The 16,952-nt window shown below is 51.7% G+C and carries 14 protein-coding genes; 2 read left to right on the top strand and 12 right to left on the bottom strand.

Annotated elements, in window-relative coordinates; all coding sequences use genetic code 11:
- Nucleotides 1-12 precede the first annotated feature (12 nt).
- The 8 genes from nuoH to lrhA form a co-directional block, all read right to left on the bottom strand.
- A complete protein-coding gene (gene nuoH, locus HEN33_RS11670; protein ID WP_000118503.1) occupies nt 13-990 on the bottom strand; it encodes an NADH-quinone oxidoreductase subunit NuoH in 978 nt (325 codons plus the stop codon).
- Nucleotides 987-3,713, bottom strand: a complete 2,727-nt coding sequence (gene nuoG / locus HEN33_RS11665; protein ID WP_176263782.1) for an NADH-quinone oxidoreductase subunit NuoG — start codon at nt 3,711-3,713, stop codon at nt 987-989. The genes nuoH and nuoG overlap by 4 nt, the downstream gene beginning before the upstream one ends.
- A gap of 52 nt (nt 3,714-3,765) precedes the next feature.
- The gene (nuoF, locus tag HEN33_RS11660; protein ID WP_000789495.1) at nt 3,766-5,103 is read right to left on the bottom strand and encodes an NADH-quinone oxidoreductase subunit NuoF; all 1,338 of its coding nucleotides are present in this window, start codon (nt 5,101-5,103) and stop codon (nt 3,766-3,768) included.
- Nucleotides 5,100-5,600: an NADH-quinone oxidoreductase subunit NuoE gene (nuoE, locus tag HEN33_RS11655; RefSeq protein WP_000545042.1), complete on the bottom strand. Its 501-nt coding sequence runs from the start codon at nt 5,598-5,600 to the stop codon at nt 5,100-5,102. The genes nuoF and nuoE overlap by 4 nt, the downstream gene beginning before the upstream one ends.
- Nucleotides 5,601-5,602: 2 nt before the next feature.
- Nucleotides 5,603-7,405, bottom strand: coding sequence for an NADH-quinone oxidoreductase subunit C/D (gene nuoC / locus HEN33_RS11650; RefSeq protein WP_000247878.1), 1,803 nt, complete (start codon nt 7,403-7,405; stop codon nt 5,603-5,605).
- Between the two features lie 93 nt (nt 7,406-7,498).
- Nucleotides 7,499-8,161: an NADH-quinone oxidoreductase subunit NuoB gene (nuoB, locus tag HEN33_RS11645; protein WP_000386733.1), complete on the bottom strand. Its 663-nt coding sequence runs from the start codon at nt 8,159-8,161 to the stop codon at nt 7,499-7,501.
- A 15-nt stretch (nt 8,162-8,176) separates the two neighbouring features.
- Nucleotides 8,177-8,620: an NADH-quinone oxidoreductase subunit NuoA gene (gene nuoA / locus HEN33_RS11640; protein WP_000062997.1), complete on the bottom strand. Its 444-nt coding sequence runs from the start codon at nt 8,618-8,620 to the stop codon at nt 8,177-8,179.
- A 629-nt stretch (nt 8,621-9,249) separates the two neighbouring features.
- On the bottom strand, nt 9,250-10,188 hold the full coding sequence (lrhA, locus tag HEN33_RS11635; RefSeq protein WP_000622290.1) for a transcriptional regulator LrhA: 939 nt from the start codon (nt 10,186-10,188) through the stop codon (nt 9,250-9,252).
- 919 nt (nt 10,189-11,107) lie between these two features.
- Between lrhA and alaA the strand changes: the two genes are divergently transcribed.
- Together alaA and yfbR are read left to right on the top strand one after the other, a co-directional pair.
- Nucleotides 11,108-12,325: an alanine transaminase AlaA gene (gene alaA, locus HEN33_RS11630; protein WP_000074527.1), complete on the top strand. Its 1,218-nt coding sequence runs from the start codon at nt 11,108-11,110 to the stop codon at nt 12,323-12,325.
- An 83-nt stretch (nt 12,326-12,408) separates the two neighbouring features.
- Nucleotides 12,409-13,008, top strand: a complete 600-nt coding sequence (gene yfbR / locus HEN33_RS11625; protein WP_000813854.1) for a 5'-deoxynucleotidase — start codon at nt 12,409-12,411, stop codon at nt 13,006-13,008.
- Nucleotides 13,009-13,066: 58 nt separating this feature from the next.
- On the opposite strand, the gene HEN33_RS11620 is transcribed toward yfbR, so the two are convergent.
- From HEN33_RS11620 to yfbV, 4 genes are all read right to left on the bottom strand, one after another.
- The gene (locus HEN33_RS11620) at nt 13,067-14,899 is read right to left on the bottom strand and encodes an SLC13 family permease (RefSeq protein ID WP_001012889.1); all 1,833 of its coding nucleotides are present in this window, start codon (nt 14,897-14,899) and stop codon (nt 13,067-13,069) included.
- An 86-nt stretch (nt 14,900-14,985) separates the two neighbouring features.
- Nucleotides 14,986-15,636, bottom strand: coding sequence for a hexitol phosphatase HxpA (gene hxpA, locus HEN33_RS11615; protein ID WP_032184699.1), 651 nt, complete (start codon nt 15,634-15,636; stop codon nt 14,986-14,988).
- Between the two features lie 10 nt (nt 15,637-15,646).
- The gene (locus tag HEN33_RS11610; RefSeq protein ID WP_000426124.1) at nt 15,647-16,141 is read right to left on the bottom strand and encodes a YfbU family protein; all 495 of its coding nucleotides are present in this window, start codon (nt 16,139-16,141) and stop codon (nt 15,647-15,649) included.
- Between the two features lie 82 nt (nt 16,142-16,223).
- Entirely contained in the window at nt 16,224-16,679 is a 456-nt protein-coding gene (gene yfbV / locus HEN33_RS11605; RefSeq protein WP_000106627.1) for a terminus macrodomain insulation protein YfbV, read from the bottom strand.
- Between the last annotated feature and the right edge of the window lie 273 nt (nt 16,680-16,952).

The raw sequence follows: 16,952 nt of genomic DNA, 5'->3' as shown, positions 1-16,952 counted from the left end.
TCTTAGTGCCCCTTATTGCGCCTGCCAGAGAATGACAGCCGCCGTTACCAGCAAGTTGATCAGCGTCAGCGGCAGGCAGATTTTCCAGCCGAAGGACATTACCTGGTCATAACGCGGACGCGGTAACGACGCACGAATCAAAATGAACATCATCATAAAGAACGCGGTTTTCAGCGCGAACCAGATGAATGGCGGTAAGAACGGGCCTTGCCAGCCACCGAAGAACAGCGTCACCATCAATGCGGAGATGGTCACAATCCCGATGTATTCGCCCACGAAGAACAGACCGAACTTCATGCCGGAATATTCAATGTGGTAACCATCCGCCAGTTCCTGCTCGGCTTCCGGCTGGTCAAACGGGTGACGGTGACACACCGCCACGCCCGCGATGGCAAAGGTAATAAAACCAAAGAATTGCGGGATGACGTTCCACACGTGCGCCTGGCTGTTAACGATGTCGGTCATGTTGAATGAACCGGCCTGCGCCACCACGCCCATCAGGGAAAGCCCGAGGAACACTTCGTAGCTCAGGGTCTGCGCAGAAGCACGCATCGCACCCAGCAGCGAGTATTTGTTGTTACTTGACCAGCCCGCAAACAGCACCGCGTAAACCGCCAGACCTGCCATCATCAGGAAGAACAAAATCCCGATGTTCAGGTCGGCAACCACCCAACCCGGACTGACTGGCACAATCGCAAAGGCCAGCAGCAGCGAGGTAAAGGCAATCATCGGTGCCAGGGTAAAGATGACGCGATCCGAGAATTTCGGGATCCAGTCTTCTTTAAAGAACATTTTGATCATGTCCGCGACCAGCTGGAGCGAACCGCCCCAGCCAACACGGTTAGGTCCGTAACGGTTCTGGAACAGACCCAGCAGGCGACGTTCGCCAAAGCTCATGAATGCCCCGCAGGTGACAACCACCAGCAGGATCACCACCGCTTTGAGGATGGTCAGCAGGATCTCAATCAGTTCCGGTGATATCCAACTCATTGTTGTGCCTCCTTGAGATCCTCAAGATGCGCGCCAGCCAGCACCGGAGCAATACCGGACATGCCCATCGGCAAGCCCACCTGCCCTGCCGTCAGTCCTTCGGCGATTTCAACCGGCAGCGTGACCGTGTTGCCATCGTAACTAAAGGAGACGCGTGTACCCGCGTTCACTCCCAACTTCGCGGCATCCGCTGGGTTGAGTTTGATGTACGGTTGCGGCATACGGCTCTGGAAGACCGGAGCACGCTGTGACAATTCATCGCTGCCAAACAAGTGGTAGTACGGCGCGATACGCCATTTCCCTTCCTGCGGCTGGAAGCGTGCCGGTACGCTGGTGAAGTAATCCAGACCGTTTTCGCTGGTTTCAAACAGACGTACGCCCGGATCGCCAAAGCGCAGTTTGCCGCCCACTTCGTCCTGGAATTTGTTCCACGCCTGCGGGGAGTTCCAGCCCGGCGCCCAGGCAAACGGCACTTGCGAACGGTGCGCGGTCGGCTGGTTGTTACCTTCCATCGAGAAGGTGAACATGGTGTCAATATCCTGCGACTGACGCGGCTCATGAACGCTGATGTTGGCGCGCATGGCGGTACGACCGCTGTAACGGTGCGGCTCACGGGCCAGTTTCTGACCACGAATACGGAATGTCGCATCCGGCGCAGCATCTTTGATTCCAGCCAGTTCCGGAATTTTCGCCACAACAGCGTCAATCACATGGTCGAGCTGCGTCCAGTCCACTTCACGGCTTAGCAGGGTGCTGTGCAGCGAGTGCAGCCAGCGCCAGCTTTCCAGCATCACAGTTTTGCTGTCGTAATAGGCCGGATCGTAAACCTGGAAGAAACGTTGGGCACGGCCTTCGTTGTTGATCACCGTACCGTCACTTTCAGCAAAGCTGGCGGCGGAAAGCACCAGATGGGCGTTTTCCATGATCGCCGTGCGTTGATGGTCAATCACCATCACCAGCGGCGCTTTCGCCAGCGCAGCATTCACGCGGGTAGCGGAAGCATGACGATGCAGATCGTTCTCCAGCACCACCACCGCGTCGGCGCGTCCGGTTTCCAGTTCGGTCAACGCTTCTTCAAGCGATCCACCGCCCATAATGCCCAGCCCCATGCTGTTGACGGAACGGGCAATCATGGTGATACCGACGTCAGCGCCGCGACCTTTCAGGGCTTTCGCCACGTTGGCCGCAGCCTGAATCACTTCAGCGCTACCAGCGTTCGTCCCGGAGATAATTAACGGTTTCTTCGCACCTGCCAGTGCCTGCACGATGACGTCGATTTTGCTTTGCAGTTCAGGCTCGATACCCTCAACCGCTGGCGCGGAGTTATCCAGCGCATGAGCGATGGCAAAACCTAAACGCGCCTGATCTTCAACCGGTGCGCGGTAAGTCCACGCCGCGATATCATCCAGACGGGTGTCATCAACGTTAGTCACAAACAGCGGATGCTTCGCACGTTGGCCAATGTTGAGGATTGCCGCAATCTGCCAGTCAGCCACTTTCTGTGCTGCCGCCATTTCGCGTGCTTTACCTTTCACCGCCTGACGCACTGCCAGCGCGACGCGCGCACCGGTCTGGGTAACGTCTTCGCCCAGCACCAGTACTGCATCGTAAGATTCAATTTCGCGTAAGGTCGGAGTATAAATGCCGCCTTCGCGCAGAACTTTTAGCGCCAGTTGCAGACGTTCCTGCTCACCGTGAGCGATACCGGTATAGAAGTTTTCTTCGCCCACCAGCTCACGCAGCGCAAAGTTGCTTTCCACGCTGGCACGCGGAGAACCGATGCCGATGACTTTCTTCGACTGACGCAGAATATCTGCCGCGCCCTGCATTGCCTGTTCGGCGTTGAGGGTAATGAAATCATCGCCACGACGCTGTACTGGCTGACGCGGACGATCTTTCAGGTTGACGTAGCCGTAACCGAAACGACCTCGGTCGCAGAGGAAGTAGTGGTTTACCGTACCGTTGTAACGGTTTTCGATACGACGCAGTTCGCCATAACGCTCGCCGGGGCTGATGTTACAGCCGATGGAACATTGCTGGCAGATGCTCGGCGCAAACTGCATATCCCATTTACGGTTATAACGCTCGGAGTGCGTTTTGTCGGTGAATACGCCGGTCGGGCAAATTTCGACCAGGTTACCGGAGAATTCGCTTTCCAGGGTGCCGTCTTCCGGGCGACCGAAGTAGACGTTGTCATGTGCACCGTAAACGCCCAGATCTGTACCGTCAGCGTAATCTTTGTAGTAACGCACGCAGCGGTAGCAGGCGATGCAACGGTTCATTTCGTGAGAGATGAACGGCCCCAGATCCTGATTGCGGTGGGTACGTTTGGTGAAACGGTAGCGACGGAAGCTGTGTCCGGTCATCACGGTCATATCCTGAAGATGGCAGTTACCGCCCTCTTCACATACCGGACAATCGTGCGGGTGGTTGGTCATCAACCACTCGACCACGCTTTCACGGAACTGTTTCGCTTCTTCGTCGTCAATGGAAATAAAGGTGCCATCGGAAGCCGGTGTCATACAGGACATCACCAGGCGACCACGCGTGTCTTCCGCGTTTTGGTATTGCTTCACCGCACACTGGCGGCAAGCACCGACGCTTCCCAGCGCCGGATGCCAGCAAAAGTAAGGAATATCAAGGCCCAGAGACAGACAAGCTTCCAGCAGGTTGTCCGCTCCGTTAACCTCGTATTCTTTGCCGTCTACATGAATTGTAGCCATTAGCATGCTTCCAGTTTTCTCAGTCAGAGACTGAGCGTTAATCGAAATTCGGTTACCAGCGCTCTTTCAGCAGGTTCGGCTGAATCCCATTAATCAAATGGGTATTGCTGAACGGCTGTTTGATTCCCGCCTCAAATTCTTCGCGGAAATATTTGATGGCGCTCTGTAACGGCTCCACTGCACCAGGTGCGTGGGCACAGAAAGTTTTACCCGGACCCAAGAATCGACACAGTTGCTCAAGTGTTTCGATATCGCCCGGCTGACCTTCGCCACGCTCCAGCGCGCGCAGAATTTTCACGCTCCACGGCAGACCATCGCGGCACGGCGTACACCAGCCGCAGGACTCACGGGCGAAAAACTCTTCCAGGTTACGCACCAGCGACACCATGTTGATCTCGTGATCAACCGCCATCGCCAGCGCCGTACCCAGACGGCTGCCCGCTTTACCGATACTTTCGAATTCCATCGGCAGGTCAAGGTGCGCTTCGGTCAGGAAGTCAGTGCCCGCACCGCCTGGCTGCCAGGCTTTGAATTTCAGGCCGTCACGCATACCACCAGCGTAATCTTCGAGGATCTCGCGCGCGGTAGTACCAAACGGCAACTCCCACAGACCCGGATTTTTCACCCGACCGGAGAAGCCCATCAGCTTGGTGCCAGCATCTTTGCTTTTCGAGATGTTCTGATACCACTCCACGCCGTTAGCGAGGATCGCCGGAACGTTACACAGGGTTTCGACGTTGTTGACACAGGTCGGTTTGCCCCAAACGCCAGAGGTTGCCGGGAAGGGGGGCTTCGAGCGTGGGTTAGCGCGACGCCCTTCCAGGGAGTTGATTAACGCTGTTTCTTCCCCGCAGATGTAGCGCCCTGCCCCGGTATGGACGAACAGTTCGAAATCGAAACCTGTTCCCATAATGTTTTTGCCAAGCAGACCCGCTTCGGTCGCTTCGGCAATGGCGCGGCGCAGATTCACTGCCGCTTCAATATATTCGCCACGCAGGAAGATGTAGCCACGGTAAGCTTTCAGCGCAAACGCGGAGATAAGCATACCTTCCACCAGCAGGTGCGGCAGTTGCTCCATCAGCAGGCGGTCTTTATAGGTGCCCGGCTCCATTTCATCAGCGTTACACAGCAGGTAACGGATATTCATGGATTCGTCTTTCGGCATCAGGCTCCATTTCAGGCCAGTCGAGAAGCCCGCACCGCCGCGCCCTTTCAGACCAGCGTCTTTAACCTGATTGACGATCTCGTCCGGAGACAGCCCGGTCAGCGCCTTACGCGCGCCTTCGTAACCGTTTTTGTTGCGATATTCGTCCAGCCACACTGGCTGTTTGTCATCACGCAGACGCCAGGTCAGTGGATGCGTTTCGGGAGTACGGATAATGTTTTTCATTTATACCGCTCCAGCAGTTCAGGAATCGCTTCCGGGGTCAGATGCGCGTGAGTGTCCTCATCGATCATCATGTTTGGCCCTTTGTCGCAGTTCCCCAGGCAGCAAGTTGGCAGCAGCGTAAAGCGACCGTCAAACGTCGTTTGCCCTGGTTTGATGTTCAGTTTTTTCTCCAGCGCCGCCTGAATGCCCTGGTAACCGTTAATGTGACAGACCACGCTGTCGCAATAACGGATCACATGGCGACCAACCGGCTGGCGGAAGATCTGGCTGTAGAAAGTAGCCACGCCTTCGACATCACTTGCGGGAATACCCAGAACGTCAGCGATCGCGTGGATCGCGCCGTCTGGCACCCATCCACGCTGTTTCTGAACGATTTTCAGCGCTTCAATGGACGCCGCACGCGGGTCTTCGTAGTGGTGCATCTCGTGCTCAATCGCTTCACGCTCAGCCGCACTCAGCTCAAAAGCCTCGGTTTGTGGTTGTTGATTCTCGTGCATAATTAGCGGTCCACATCTGACATAACAAAATCGATACTGCCCAGATAAACAATCAGGTCAGACACCAGGCTGCCGCGGATCGCCGCCGGAATTTGCTGCAAATGCGCATAACTCGGCGTACGGATACGGGTGCGATAACTCATGGTGCTGCCGTCGCTGGTCAGGTAGTAACTGTTGATCCCTTTGGTCGCCTCAATCATCTGGAAAGATTCATTGGCAGGCATCACCGGCCCCCACGACACTTGCAGGAAGTGGGTGATCAGGGTTTCGATATGTTGCAGCGTGCGCTCTTTCGGCGGCGGCGTGGTCAGCGGGTGATCCGCTTTGAACGGGCCTTCCGGCATGTTGTTGAGGCACTGCTCAAGAATGCGCAGACTCTGACGCAGTTCTTCCACTTTCAGCATTACGCGGGTGTAGCAGTCAGAAACACCACCACCAACCGGGATTTCAAAGTCGAAGTTTTCATAGCCAGAATAAGGACGCGCCTTACGCACATCGAAGTCGATCCCGGTAGCGCGCAAACCAGCACCAGTGGTGCCCCACTCCAGCGCCTCTTTCGCGCCGTAGGCGGCTACGCCCTGGGAACGGCCTTTCAAAATGGTGTTTTGCAGCGCCGCTTTCTCATAAGACGCCAGACGTTTCGGCATCCAGTCGAGGAACTCACGCAGCAGGCGATCCCAGCCACGCGGCAGGTCGTGCGCTACGCCGCCAATACGGAACCACGCCGGGTGCATACGAAAACCAGTGATCGCTTCCACCAGATCGTAGATTTTCTGACGATCGGTAAAAGCGAAGAACACTGGCGTCATCGCGCCGACGTCCTGAATAAAGGTTGAGATGTACAGCAGATGGCTGTTAATGCGGAACAGTTCGGAGAGCATTACGCGGATCACGTTAACGCGATCTGGTACGGTGATCCCGGCCAGTTTCTCTACCGCCAGTACATACGGCATCTCGTTAACACAGCCACCGAGATATTCGATACGGTCGGTATACGGAATGTAGCTGTGCCATGACTGGCGCTCGCCCATTTTCTCCGCACCACGATGGTGGTAACCGATGTCTGGTACGCAGTCGACAATCTCTTCGCCATCGAGTTGCAAAACGATACGGAAAGCACCGTGCGCCGACGGGTGGTTCGGACCGAGGTTGAGGAACATGAAGTCTTCATTTTCGGTGCCGCGCTTCATCCCCCACTCTTCCGGTTTGAAGGTCAGGGCTTCCATCTCCAGATCCTGTTTGGCTTTGGTCAGCTCAAACGGCGAGAATTCGGTAGCGCGCGCCGGGTAATCTTTACGCAGCGGGTGACCTTTCCAGGTTTGCGGCATCATGATGCGGCGCAAATTGGGGTGACCGTCGAAAGTAATGCCAAACAGATCCCAGGTTTCACGCTCATACCAGTTAGCGTTCGGGAACAGCTTGGTGAAGGTCGGTACGTGCAGGTCGTTTTCTGCCAGCGCCACCTTCAGCATGATGTCGCGGTTACGATCAATAGAAATCAGATGGTAGAAAACGGAAAAATCCGCGGCAGGTAACCCTTCGCGGTGTGTGCGCAGACGTTCGTCCATGCCGTGTAAGTCAAACAGCATGACGTAAGGTTTCGGCAGTTTCTTTAAGAAATCACCCACTTCCAGTAATTGTTCACGCTTGATCCACACAACGGGAACCCCGGTGCGAGTCGCCTGAACAGTAAAGGCATCCGGCCCAAAACGGTTGCGCAGTTCGCCAATCACCGGATCATCAAGATGATCGCGGGTCTGCCAGGCGGGTTCTTGCGCGGTTAAGTCGGTCATATTGTTCACCATTGCAAATGGTCCGTGGTGACTGTCGGCGCAGTAAGCTTCGCGAAATAGATTTAGGAATAAGCGAAGAAAAATCCCTTTGCCGACAGGCGCAAATTAAATCTCGTCAGGTGTACGCAGGTTGGTAACGGCAATGCGTTCACCGCGCTTGCGTTCGCGCTCTGATTGCATGTTGGCGCGATAAACGCCCTGATCGCCAACCACCCATGAGAGCGGACGACGTTCTTTGCCGATAGATTCCTGCAACAGCATCAATGCCTGCATGTACGCTTCAGGACGTGGCGGGCAGCCCGGGATATACACATCAACCGGAATGAATTTATCGACGCCCTGCACAACGGAATAAATATCGTACATACCGCCAGAGTTGGCACAGGCCCCCATTGAGATAACCCATTTTGGTTCCAGCATCTGGTCATACAGACGCTGAATAACCGGTGCCATTTTGGTAAAGCAGGTTCCTGCAACCACCATCAGGTCAGCCTGACGCGGCGAAGCACGCAATACTTCTGCGCCAAAACGTGCCACGTCATGCACCGCGGTAAACGAAGTCACCATCTCAACGTAACAGCAGGAAAGACCGAAGTTATACGGCCAAATTGAGTTTTTACGACCCCAGTTAACCATGTCATTGAGCTTGCCCATAAACACGTTTTTGTTAACTTCTTGCTCCAGAGGGTCGGTTACGATCTCCTGCTTTTGCAGGGGGTAACGGTCGTTCTCACCGTTGGGATCTATGCGGGTGAGCGTATAATCCATCTTAATGCCTCGCGGTTAGCGTTGACGATTAGCGATACTGTTCGTTTCCGGGTTCATACGCTCGCGGCGTGAACGCGCGGGCGTCCAGTCCAGCGCGCCAATACGCACCAGATAAACCAGACCTGCCAGTAACACAAAAATAAAAATTGCAGCTTCCACAAAGCCTACCCAGCCGCTTTCGCGGATAGAGGTTGACCATGCGAACAGATACAGCGCTTCAACGTCGAAGATAACGAAGAACATGGCCACCAGATAAAACTTGGCGGACAGGCGTAAGCGGGCGGAGCCGACCGAGTCGATACCGGATTCAAACGGAACGTTTTTCGACCTCGCGCGTGCGCGACCGCCTAAAAACCAACCGCCTACCAGCATCAGGCAACACAGGCCAATGGCAACGATAAGAAAGATAGCGAATGCCCAGTGATGAGCGATGACTTCAGTGGATGTTGACATACTCATTGCTTACTCATCAAAAGTAGCGCCAGATTCACTGCTCTTCACGGCAGATGGACGCCACATCGATTCATGGGGAGGAATAAAAAAAACCTTACAATCACTGTAGAAACTCTTTTATACAGCTAATTGATGTGGTCTTTTACTCCTTTCTATAACCTTTTGTCAACTTTAACAAAAGTTTCTTCACATTAGTTTACATAATATCAACACCATTAGCATTTAATGCCCTTTCACCCCAGATCCTTGACGACTCCAGGATAATTAGATGTTGTTGAATCGTGTCCGTTGTGAAGCAATGGAAAAAATACGGGTCTATTTTGACAGGAATTTGTGTCGATTCCTCCCCCCAAAAGAGAGTATTTTCTTGATCTGTGACACGCTTTTGTCATTCCATAACAAAAACGCAGCAACAAATTTACGTATTTTTTAACATCATTGTAGCAGGTGATTTTTTTCAGGCGATTATTTGTGCGTTCGGGACGTGAATCTCTGGTGATTGAAAAATGAACAGTTTTGTGCGTTCTGCACGATACGAGGAAGGCTTTTTACTAAAAAAAAGCCGCTGGGGTTTAAAACACCCCCAGCGGCTCGTTTTTACACTATTGTCTTAGAAATTATCTGTGGTCCGTCGATTACTCGATATCCCTTTCAATTAACAATGAGTCATCGCCTTCCGGAGCAGACATTGGGCTGTATTGCCACGGATTATGGTAGCTCTCCATCGCCTGATAGATCACCTGGGCCAGCTCATTATTACTGGACGGGTCATAGCACAGCAAATATTCGGTATCGGGTAGCGGCGGTAAGCCATCTACTCCACTCAGCACACGCAGGTCTGGACTCATCATCTCGACCGGCCTTGCCGTCACACCAAGACCGGCTTTCACTGCCGCACGAACTGCCGGAAGCGTCGAGGCGACATAAGCCAGTCGCCATGGAATATCCGCTTTGTTAAGCGTCGCCAGCACCATATCGCGAAACGGGCTAGGATCATCCAGCAATACAAGAGGGATCGGCTCGCCTTTTTGCAATACGTATTCCGCTGCGCAGTACCAGTGTGTTGGCGAGGTACGCAGGTTCAATGCCTTAAACGTTGAAGGACGATGGGTGGTTACCATCAAATCCACTTCCTGGGATTCCAGCATTTCTGCCATATAGGCATTACGTTTAACGCGGACATCCAGCGCTAGCTTCGGATAAACCGAACTCACGCGATTTAACAGGAAAGGTAAGATCGTATCGGCAGATTCATCTGAAGCACCGATAGTTAACACGCCCTGAAGATTGCTGAACATTAATGATGAGCAGGCCTCATCATTAAAACGCAGGATTTTCCTGGCGTAACCAAGAAGTTGAATGCCATGTTCAGTTAACAGTTTGTTGCGACCGTGACGAGCGAACAGTTCTTTCCCAACGAGTTGTTCCAGACGCTGCATTTGCTGACTTACGGCGGACTGAGTACGACACACAGCGGCAGCTGCGGCAGCAAAAGTGTTCAGATCGGCAACAGCAACAAATGTTCTCAGCAGATCGAGGTCGAGGTTAATTATCGGACGATTTGCACTTATCATATATTATCACTTACTGGCGGCTCGTACTGAGCTGGTTAATGCTGTGCACACACAAACAAGCAATTCCATTTGTAATGTGCCTCCCTGGCAGTTTCATCCGGAACCCGGACGAAAGTAAAAATGCATATGAGTTGCACTAAAAAAGCGACTCACATTGTTCCGTTATAATGCCTGAAGTAGATCACAGAATATATCTTCAGGAATCGCATATCTATTAAGTTACTCACTCTTTTGTATTTATGACATGCGCGTGTTTGTATAAATGTAAATGTGAGTCCTTGTTCCACTCTCGTGCAGCATCGCTGGTCATACGCGAACACGTACAAACAGCAATGGTGAGGCGGCATCAAGAGCAGGGATCCGTCATTTATGCGAGCATTTTACCCCAAAAACCTTTTATTTATAAGGGTCATTGCGAATTATCTGATGCAAAGTTATGTTATGTTAGGCAAAGTAATCTTCTATTATTAATAAGCACAACAAAACCTTTTTGAATATTAAATAATAATTAATTAGCATCATCCTCATTCATTAATCCCGCTTAACAATAGTTTCACACCTTGCACCCATTACGACACCTCGGAAATCATCACGCTGTTAAACTCTCCGTAATGCGGAAATATCATCATCACGATTCATTAGTGAATTCTTAAACGAGGCATTTTCAAACAATTATCTTACAGATAAAAAAACCACACTCACAATTAAGAATCAGAATAATTCACTACATAACATTAATTACTAAGCATATACACCTCATTATTTTGCCATTATTAAGTTATTAACAGCACAATCGAGTCTTCCCCTCTGGCAAAATCTTATTCTGCAGACCTTCAAAACGCCGTCCTGGGGGAGTACATTGTTCTAAGCTGACTTCCACGGCAGGGAGTGGCGATAACAGCAAAAAAGGTCAAGATTCATGTCCCCCATTGAAAAATCCAGCAAATTAGAGAATGTCTGTTACGACATCCGTGGTCCGGTGCTGAAAGAAGCAAAACGCCTGGAAGAAGAAGGTAACAAGGTACTGAAACTGAACATCGGCAACCCTGCCCCGTTCGGTTTTGACGCGCCAGATGAAATCCTCGTTGACGTGATTCGCAACCTGCCTACCGCTCAAGGGTATTGCGATTCCAAAGGGCTTTACTCCGCGCGTAAAGCCATCATGCAGCACTACCAGGCTCGTGGCATGCGTGATGTTACCGTGGAAGATATTTACATCGGCAATGGTGTATCGGAGCTTATCGTTCAGGCAATGCAGGCATTGCTGAACAGCGGGGACGAAATGTTGGTTCCTGCACCTGATTACCCACTATGGACCGCAGCGGTTTCGCTCTCCAGCGGTAAAGCGGTGCATTATCTTTGCGATGAATCCTCTGACTGGTTCCCGGACCTTGATGATATTCGCGCTAAAATTACGCCTCGTACGCGTGGGATCGTTATTATCAACCCAAATAACCCAACCGGCGCGGTATATTCCAAAGAGCTTTTAATGGAGATTGTGGAGATTGCGCGTCAGCATAATCTCATTATCTTCGCCGATGAAATTTATGACAAAATTCTCTACGACGACGCTGAGCATCACTCAATTGCGCCGCTGGCACCTGATCTGCTGACCATTACCTTTAACGGATTGTCGAAAACGTACCGCGTTGCAGGCTTCCGTCAGGGGTGGATGGTGTTGAACGGGCCGAAAAAACACGCCAAAGGTTACATCGAAGGTCTGGAAATGCTGGCTTCAATGCGCCTGTGTGCTAACGTTCCTGCGCAACACGCCATTCAGACCGCACTAGGCGGTTATCAGAGCATCAGTGAATTTATTACTCCCGGCGGGCGTCTTTATGAACAACGTAACCGTGCGTGGGAGTTGATCAACGATATTCCGGGCGTTTCCTGCGTGAAACCGCGCGGTGCGCTGTACATGTTCCCGAAAATCGACGCTAAACGCTTTAACATTCACGACGACCAGAAAATGGTGCTGGATTTCCTGTTGCAGGAAAAAGTCCTGCTGGTTCAAGGGACAGCATTCAACTGGCCGTGGCCGGATCACTTCCGCATTGTCACACTACCACGTGTTGATGATATTGAGCTGTCTTTGAGTAAGTTCGCGCGTTTCCTTTCTGGTTATCATCAGCTGTAATCTTAATTTCACTGCCGGAGATTGCATCCGGCAGTGTTATCCCGCCACAATGACCTGATGATTTCATCATACGTAAGGTCACTATGAAACAGAGCCATTTTTTTGCCCATCTCTCCCGCCTGAAACTCATTAACCGCTGGCCGCTAATGCGCAACGTGCGGACGGAAAATGTGTCCGAACACAGTTTGCAGGTAGCGATGGTCGCCCATGCGCTGGCAGCTATCAAAAATCGTAAATTTGGCGGTAATGTCAACGCCGAACGTATCGCTTTACTGGCGATGTACCACGATGCCTCAGAAGTGCTTACCGGCGATCTCCCTACCCCGGTGAAATACTTCAATTCGCAAATCGCTCAGGAATACAAGGCTATTGAAAAAATCGCTCAGCAAAAACTGGTCGATATGGTTCCGGAAGAGCTGCAGGATATCTTTGCGCCGTTAATTGACGAGCATGCATACAGCGATGAAGAGAAATCTCTGGTGAAACAGGCAGATGCACTGTGTGCATATCTGAAATGTCTGGAAGAACTCGCGGCGGGAAATAATGAATTCTTGCTGGCAAAAACGCGACTGGAAGCGACGCTTGAAGCGCGCCGCAGCCAAGAGATGGACTACTTCATGGAAGTCTTTGTTCCCAGCTTCCATCTTTCGCTCGATGAGATTAGCCAGGATTCACCGCTGTAAGCAGCCGGAGTCTGCGTCGCATCAGGCAATAAGCGCCGGATGCGACATCAGGCTCTTGTCAAAACGGAAACAGCATCGGGATCATCACCACACAAACCGCCATCACGATAATGGTGAACGGTACCCCCAACTTCACAAAGTCACTGAAGCTGTAATTTCCCGGGCCTAAAACCAGTGTGTTAACAGGTGAAGAAACCGGTGTCATAAAGGCGGCGGATGCTGCCATCGCCACGACCATCGCAAATGGATAAGGCGACACACCCATCGTTTTGGCAGCAGCCAGCGCAATCGGAGCCATCAACACCGCCGTTGCGGTATTAGAGATAAATAGCCCAATAACCGCCGACAAGACAAACAAACAACCCAGCATCATATGTGGCCCGTAACCGCCGCCAATGTCCATCAGCCCTTTCACCGCCAGCGCGACACCTCCCGTTTTCTGTAATGCCACAGCAAACGGCATCATCCCAACGATCAAAATAATGCTCGGCCAGTGAATGGATTTATAGGCGCTTTCAGCATCGATACAACGGAATTTCCCCATCAGCAGGCAGGCGATGATAGCGGCAACAGGATTAGGGATTTCATCGGTAAGCATTAACGCTACCATCAACACCAGGCAAAAAATGGCATGAGGTGCCTGACTGTGTGCTGGCGATGCTTCACTCACCTCTTCGGGTAAGTTCAGCGCCACAAAGTCACGCCCCTGTTTTGCCAGCATACCGATCAGTTTCCAGTTACCCACAACCAGGATGATATCGCCCAGCAGCAGAGGCTCATCCGCCAGCGAACCTTCCATCGCCTCGCCATTGCGCTTTAGCCCCACCACATTCAGTCCGTAGCGGGTACGAAAACCAATTTCGCGCACCGATTTACCAATAAGTTCTGACTCAGGAATTAATGAAATCTCTGCCATGCCCACATCAAGTGCCTGGTCAGAAAAATACTCGCCGCGTAGTACCATCGGCTCCAGCAACTGCTCACTACAAAATTGCCGGAGATCGACATCAGCCGCAGACATATCAATAAGCAAAACGTCACGCGCGCGAAATTCAGAAACCCCGTTAACATTCACGATAACGCGACGAAAACGCCGCCAGCGTTCAACACCGATGACGTTAGCGCCATAACGCTCACGTAATTTGAGATCGTCCAGCCGTTGACCAATCATTGGCGAACCGGGGCGAATAGCCAGACGACGCGCACGCCCGGTCAGTCGATATTCACGGATAAGATCGCGAAAGGTTCGACGCGTCCAGCCTTCGCGCTGTGGGGTCTGGGTATCCCCTTTCAGCATGAAACGCATCACTAACATATACAAAATACCCAGCACCAGCACGACCAGTCCAATAGGTGTTACGCTAAAGAAACTAAAACCATGATAGCCTTCACGCAGCAATTCACTGTTGACTACCAGGTTCGGCGGCGTCGCCACCAGCGTCATCATGCCGCTTATCAGCCCGGCAAAACTTAACGGCATCATCAGGCGCGACGGCGACGTTTGCATACGCATGGCAACGCTTAACACTACGGGAATAAAGATAGCGACAACGCCGGTTGAACTCATAAACGCGCCAAGCCCCGCGACGGTCAGCATCAACAAAACCAACATTTTGATTTCACTGTTGCCTGCCACTTTGACCAGCCATGTCCCCATTACGGTAGCAACACCGGTACGGACCAAACCATCGCCAATAATGAACAAGGCGGCAATCAGGACAACGTTAGGATCGGAAAAGCCGGAAAATACTTCGGGGACCGTCAGCGTTCCGCTTAATGCAAACGCGACAATAACAAACAAAGCGACCGCATCCATACGCACTCTGCCCGTCGCAAACAAGACGATGGCAACGGCCAGTAATGAAAGAACCCAAATCAATTCACCGTTCACAACTTATCCTTGTTAATTGAGGGGGATGACTTGATTCTGCCATAAAAAAGCCCCGACGAGACGGGGCTAAATCATGATCAGGTGTTTCACTGAATAATAACATCGCCATTTGGCTGTTTGGTCACAGTAATTTGCTCCAGACTGTGGAGGACCAAATCGACCTCATTCAGGCGCGGGGTATCTGCCGGAGCGTTAACCGCAATTACATGACAACCCGCCGCCAGGCCTGAAAGCACGCCAGCGGGAGCATCTTCCACCACCACACACTCTTGCGGCGCAAGCCCCAACAACTGCGCGCCTAAAAGATACGCATCAGGCTCTGGTTTTCCGCGCTTCACCCGCTCAGCGGTCACAAACACCTCTGGCGCGGGAAGTCCGGCTATTTTGTGGCGCGCTCGCGCTACGGGCATGGAGCCAGAAGTCACAATGGCCCACGGAATACCTGCTTTATTCAAATGATTGAGTAAGGCGATTGCCCCCGGAAGCGCGGTAATACCTTCGGTTTCCGTGGCCTCGATTTGCTCCAGACGCGTAAATTCGGCAGCAATGTCTGCCTCGGATTTGCCCACCATAAAATGGCGCAAAGAGGTGATGGCCTGTTTACCGTGAATGAAAGCCAGCACCTCTTCCGGCGCTAACCCATGACGTCTGGCCCAGTTGCTCCACGCCCGTTCTACCGCAGGCAGGGAGTCCACCAGCGTTCCATCAAGATCAAACAGAAAACCTTTGCACCGCACATGGGCCTCCTCAGGCGTTGATAATTTGATTAATTTCGTTGGCGCTCAGATGGTACTGACGCGGGCAGGCATGCCACACATTAAGCATACGCTGATATTTTTCCCACATTGGCGTCTGGGCGTTAAAACCGTGAGTCCCGGCGTCAAAATGGGTATAGCGCCCCTCCACGTTAACCATAAAACGCACATAACCGAGATAACGAGCTTCGGTGGCGGCGTCAAAGCCGAGGAAGGTAACACGACGTTCATCGATGGACTGCTGGTCCTGCAAATTAGACCAGGACACATGCAACGCGTGATACATCTCCATAATGTCGATGATAGTGCGGCAGGTTTCTTCTTTCAGCTCGCCAAACTCGCGATCCAGTTCACGCATCTGTAATCCATAACCACGCTCAATGATTGTTTGCAGGCGACGGTAACGTTCAGCATTTGCCGGATCAAGCATAGTCATCATTTTGTACTGGTTAGACAAAATAAGACGTTGCGCGTTGGTCATTTCCATTGTTGACTCCTGTATCACTCTACTACGGTGAAAAAAAAGAAGGCTGAGTATGCCTTCTTTTATATGCGTAATCAGGGGTCAATTACAAATCATCAAGGAAAGTTTTATCCAGTTGTTTGAAGGCGCGCTTAAGCGTGTCAGCTAATGCCTGGTAATCAGGCTTACCTTCAACGGGTGCCAACACCTGTCCAGACTCTTGCAATTTACCGCGAACTTCATAAAACCAGTTAAGGATTGCAGGAGGTAATGGCGTTACAGAACGCTTGCCCAGCCACCATAGTCCTTGCATGGGTAAACTTAAGGCGAACAGCGCAGTGGCAACTGCCGGGCCCAGCTGACCGCCCAGGGCAATCTGCCAGCAGAGAGTAAATACGGCGATTGGCGGCATAAAACGGATCGCATAGCGCGTCATCTTGATAACGCGATTTTCGACAAAGACCGGGGCAAGGCGTTTTTCCAGCGGCCACGTCTTTGAGTAATGCTGTCCCCGGCGAAACAAGCTAAAAAAATTAACAGAACGATTATCCGGCGTTGACATGCTTCACCTCAACTTCACATATAAAGATTCAAAAATTTGTGCAAATTCACAACTCAGCGGGACAACGTTCAAAACATTTTGTCTTCCATACCCACTATCAGGTATCCTTTAGCAGCCTGAAGGCCTAAGTAGTACATATTCATTGAGTCGTCAAATTCATATACATTATGCCATTGGCTGAAAATTACGCAAAATGGCATAGACTCAAGATATTTCTTCCATCATGCAAAAAAAATTTGCAGTGCATGATGTTAATCATAAATGTCAGTGTCA

The sequence above is a fragment of the Escherichia sp. 94.0001 genome, from assembly GCF_013369155.2.
Classification (GTDB): Bacteria; Pseudomonadota; Gammaproteobacteria; order Enterobacterales; family Enterobacteriaceae; genus Escherichia; species Escherichia coli_F.
Note: the sequence above shows the minus strand (reverse complement) of the source record. Positions and strands in the feature narration are given on the sequence as shown.

Excerpts from the sequence above, each read along its gene's own strand:
- nuoH (WP_000118503.1), bottom strand. The coding sequence starts at position 990 with ATGAGTTGGATATCACCGGAACTGATTGAGATCCTGCTGACCATCCTC.
- nuoG (WP_176263782.1), bottom strand. The coding sequence starts at position 3,713 with ATGGCTACAATTCATGTAGACGGCAAAGAATACGAGGTTAACGGAGCG.
- nuoF (WP_000789495.1), bottom strand. The coding sequence starts at position 5,103 with ATGAAAAACATTATCCGTACTCCCGAAACGCATCCACTGACCTGGCGT.
- HEN33_RS11610 (WP_000426124.1), bottom strand. The coding sequence starts at position 16,141 with ATGGAAATGACCAACGCGCAACGTCTTATTTTGTCTAACCAGTACAAA.
- nuoB (WP_000386733.1), bottom strand. The coding sequence starts at position 8,161 with ATGGATTATACGCTCACCCGCATAGATCCCAACGGTGAGAACGACCGT.
- yfbR (WP_000813854.1), top strand. The coding sequence starts at position 12,409 with ATGAAACAGAGCCATTTTTTTGCCCATCTCTCCCGCCTGAAACTCATT.
- alaA (WP_000074527.1), top strand. The coding sequence starts at position 11,108 with ATGTCCCCCATTGAAAAATCCAGCAAATTAGAGAATGTCTGTTACGAC.
- nuoE (WP_000545042.1), bottom strand. The coding sequence starts at position 5,600 with ATGCACGAGAATCAACAACCACAAACCGAGGCTTTTGAGCTGAGTGCG.
- yfbV (WP_000106627.1), bottom strand. The coding sequence starts at position 16,679 with ATGTCAACGCCGGATAATCGTTCTGTTAATTTTTTTAGCTTGTTTCGC.
- nuoA (WP_000062997.1), bottom strand. The coding sequence starts at position 8,620 with ATGAGTATGTCAACATCCACTGAAGTCATCGCTCATCACTGGGCATTC.
- nuoC (WP_000247878.1), bottom strand. The coding sequence starts at position 7,405 with ATGGTGAACAATATGACCGACTTAACCGCGCAAGAACCCGCCTGGCAG.
- lrhA (WP_000622290.1), bottom strand. The coding sequence starts at position 10,188 with ATGATAAGTGCAAATCGTCCGATAATTAACCTCGACCTCGATCTGCTG.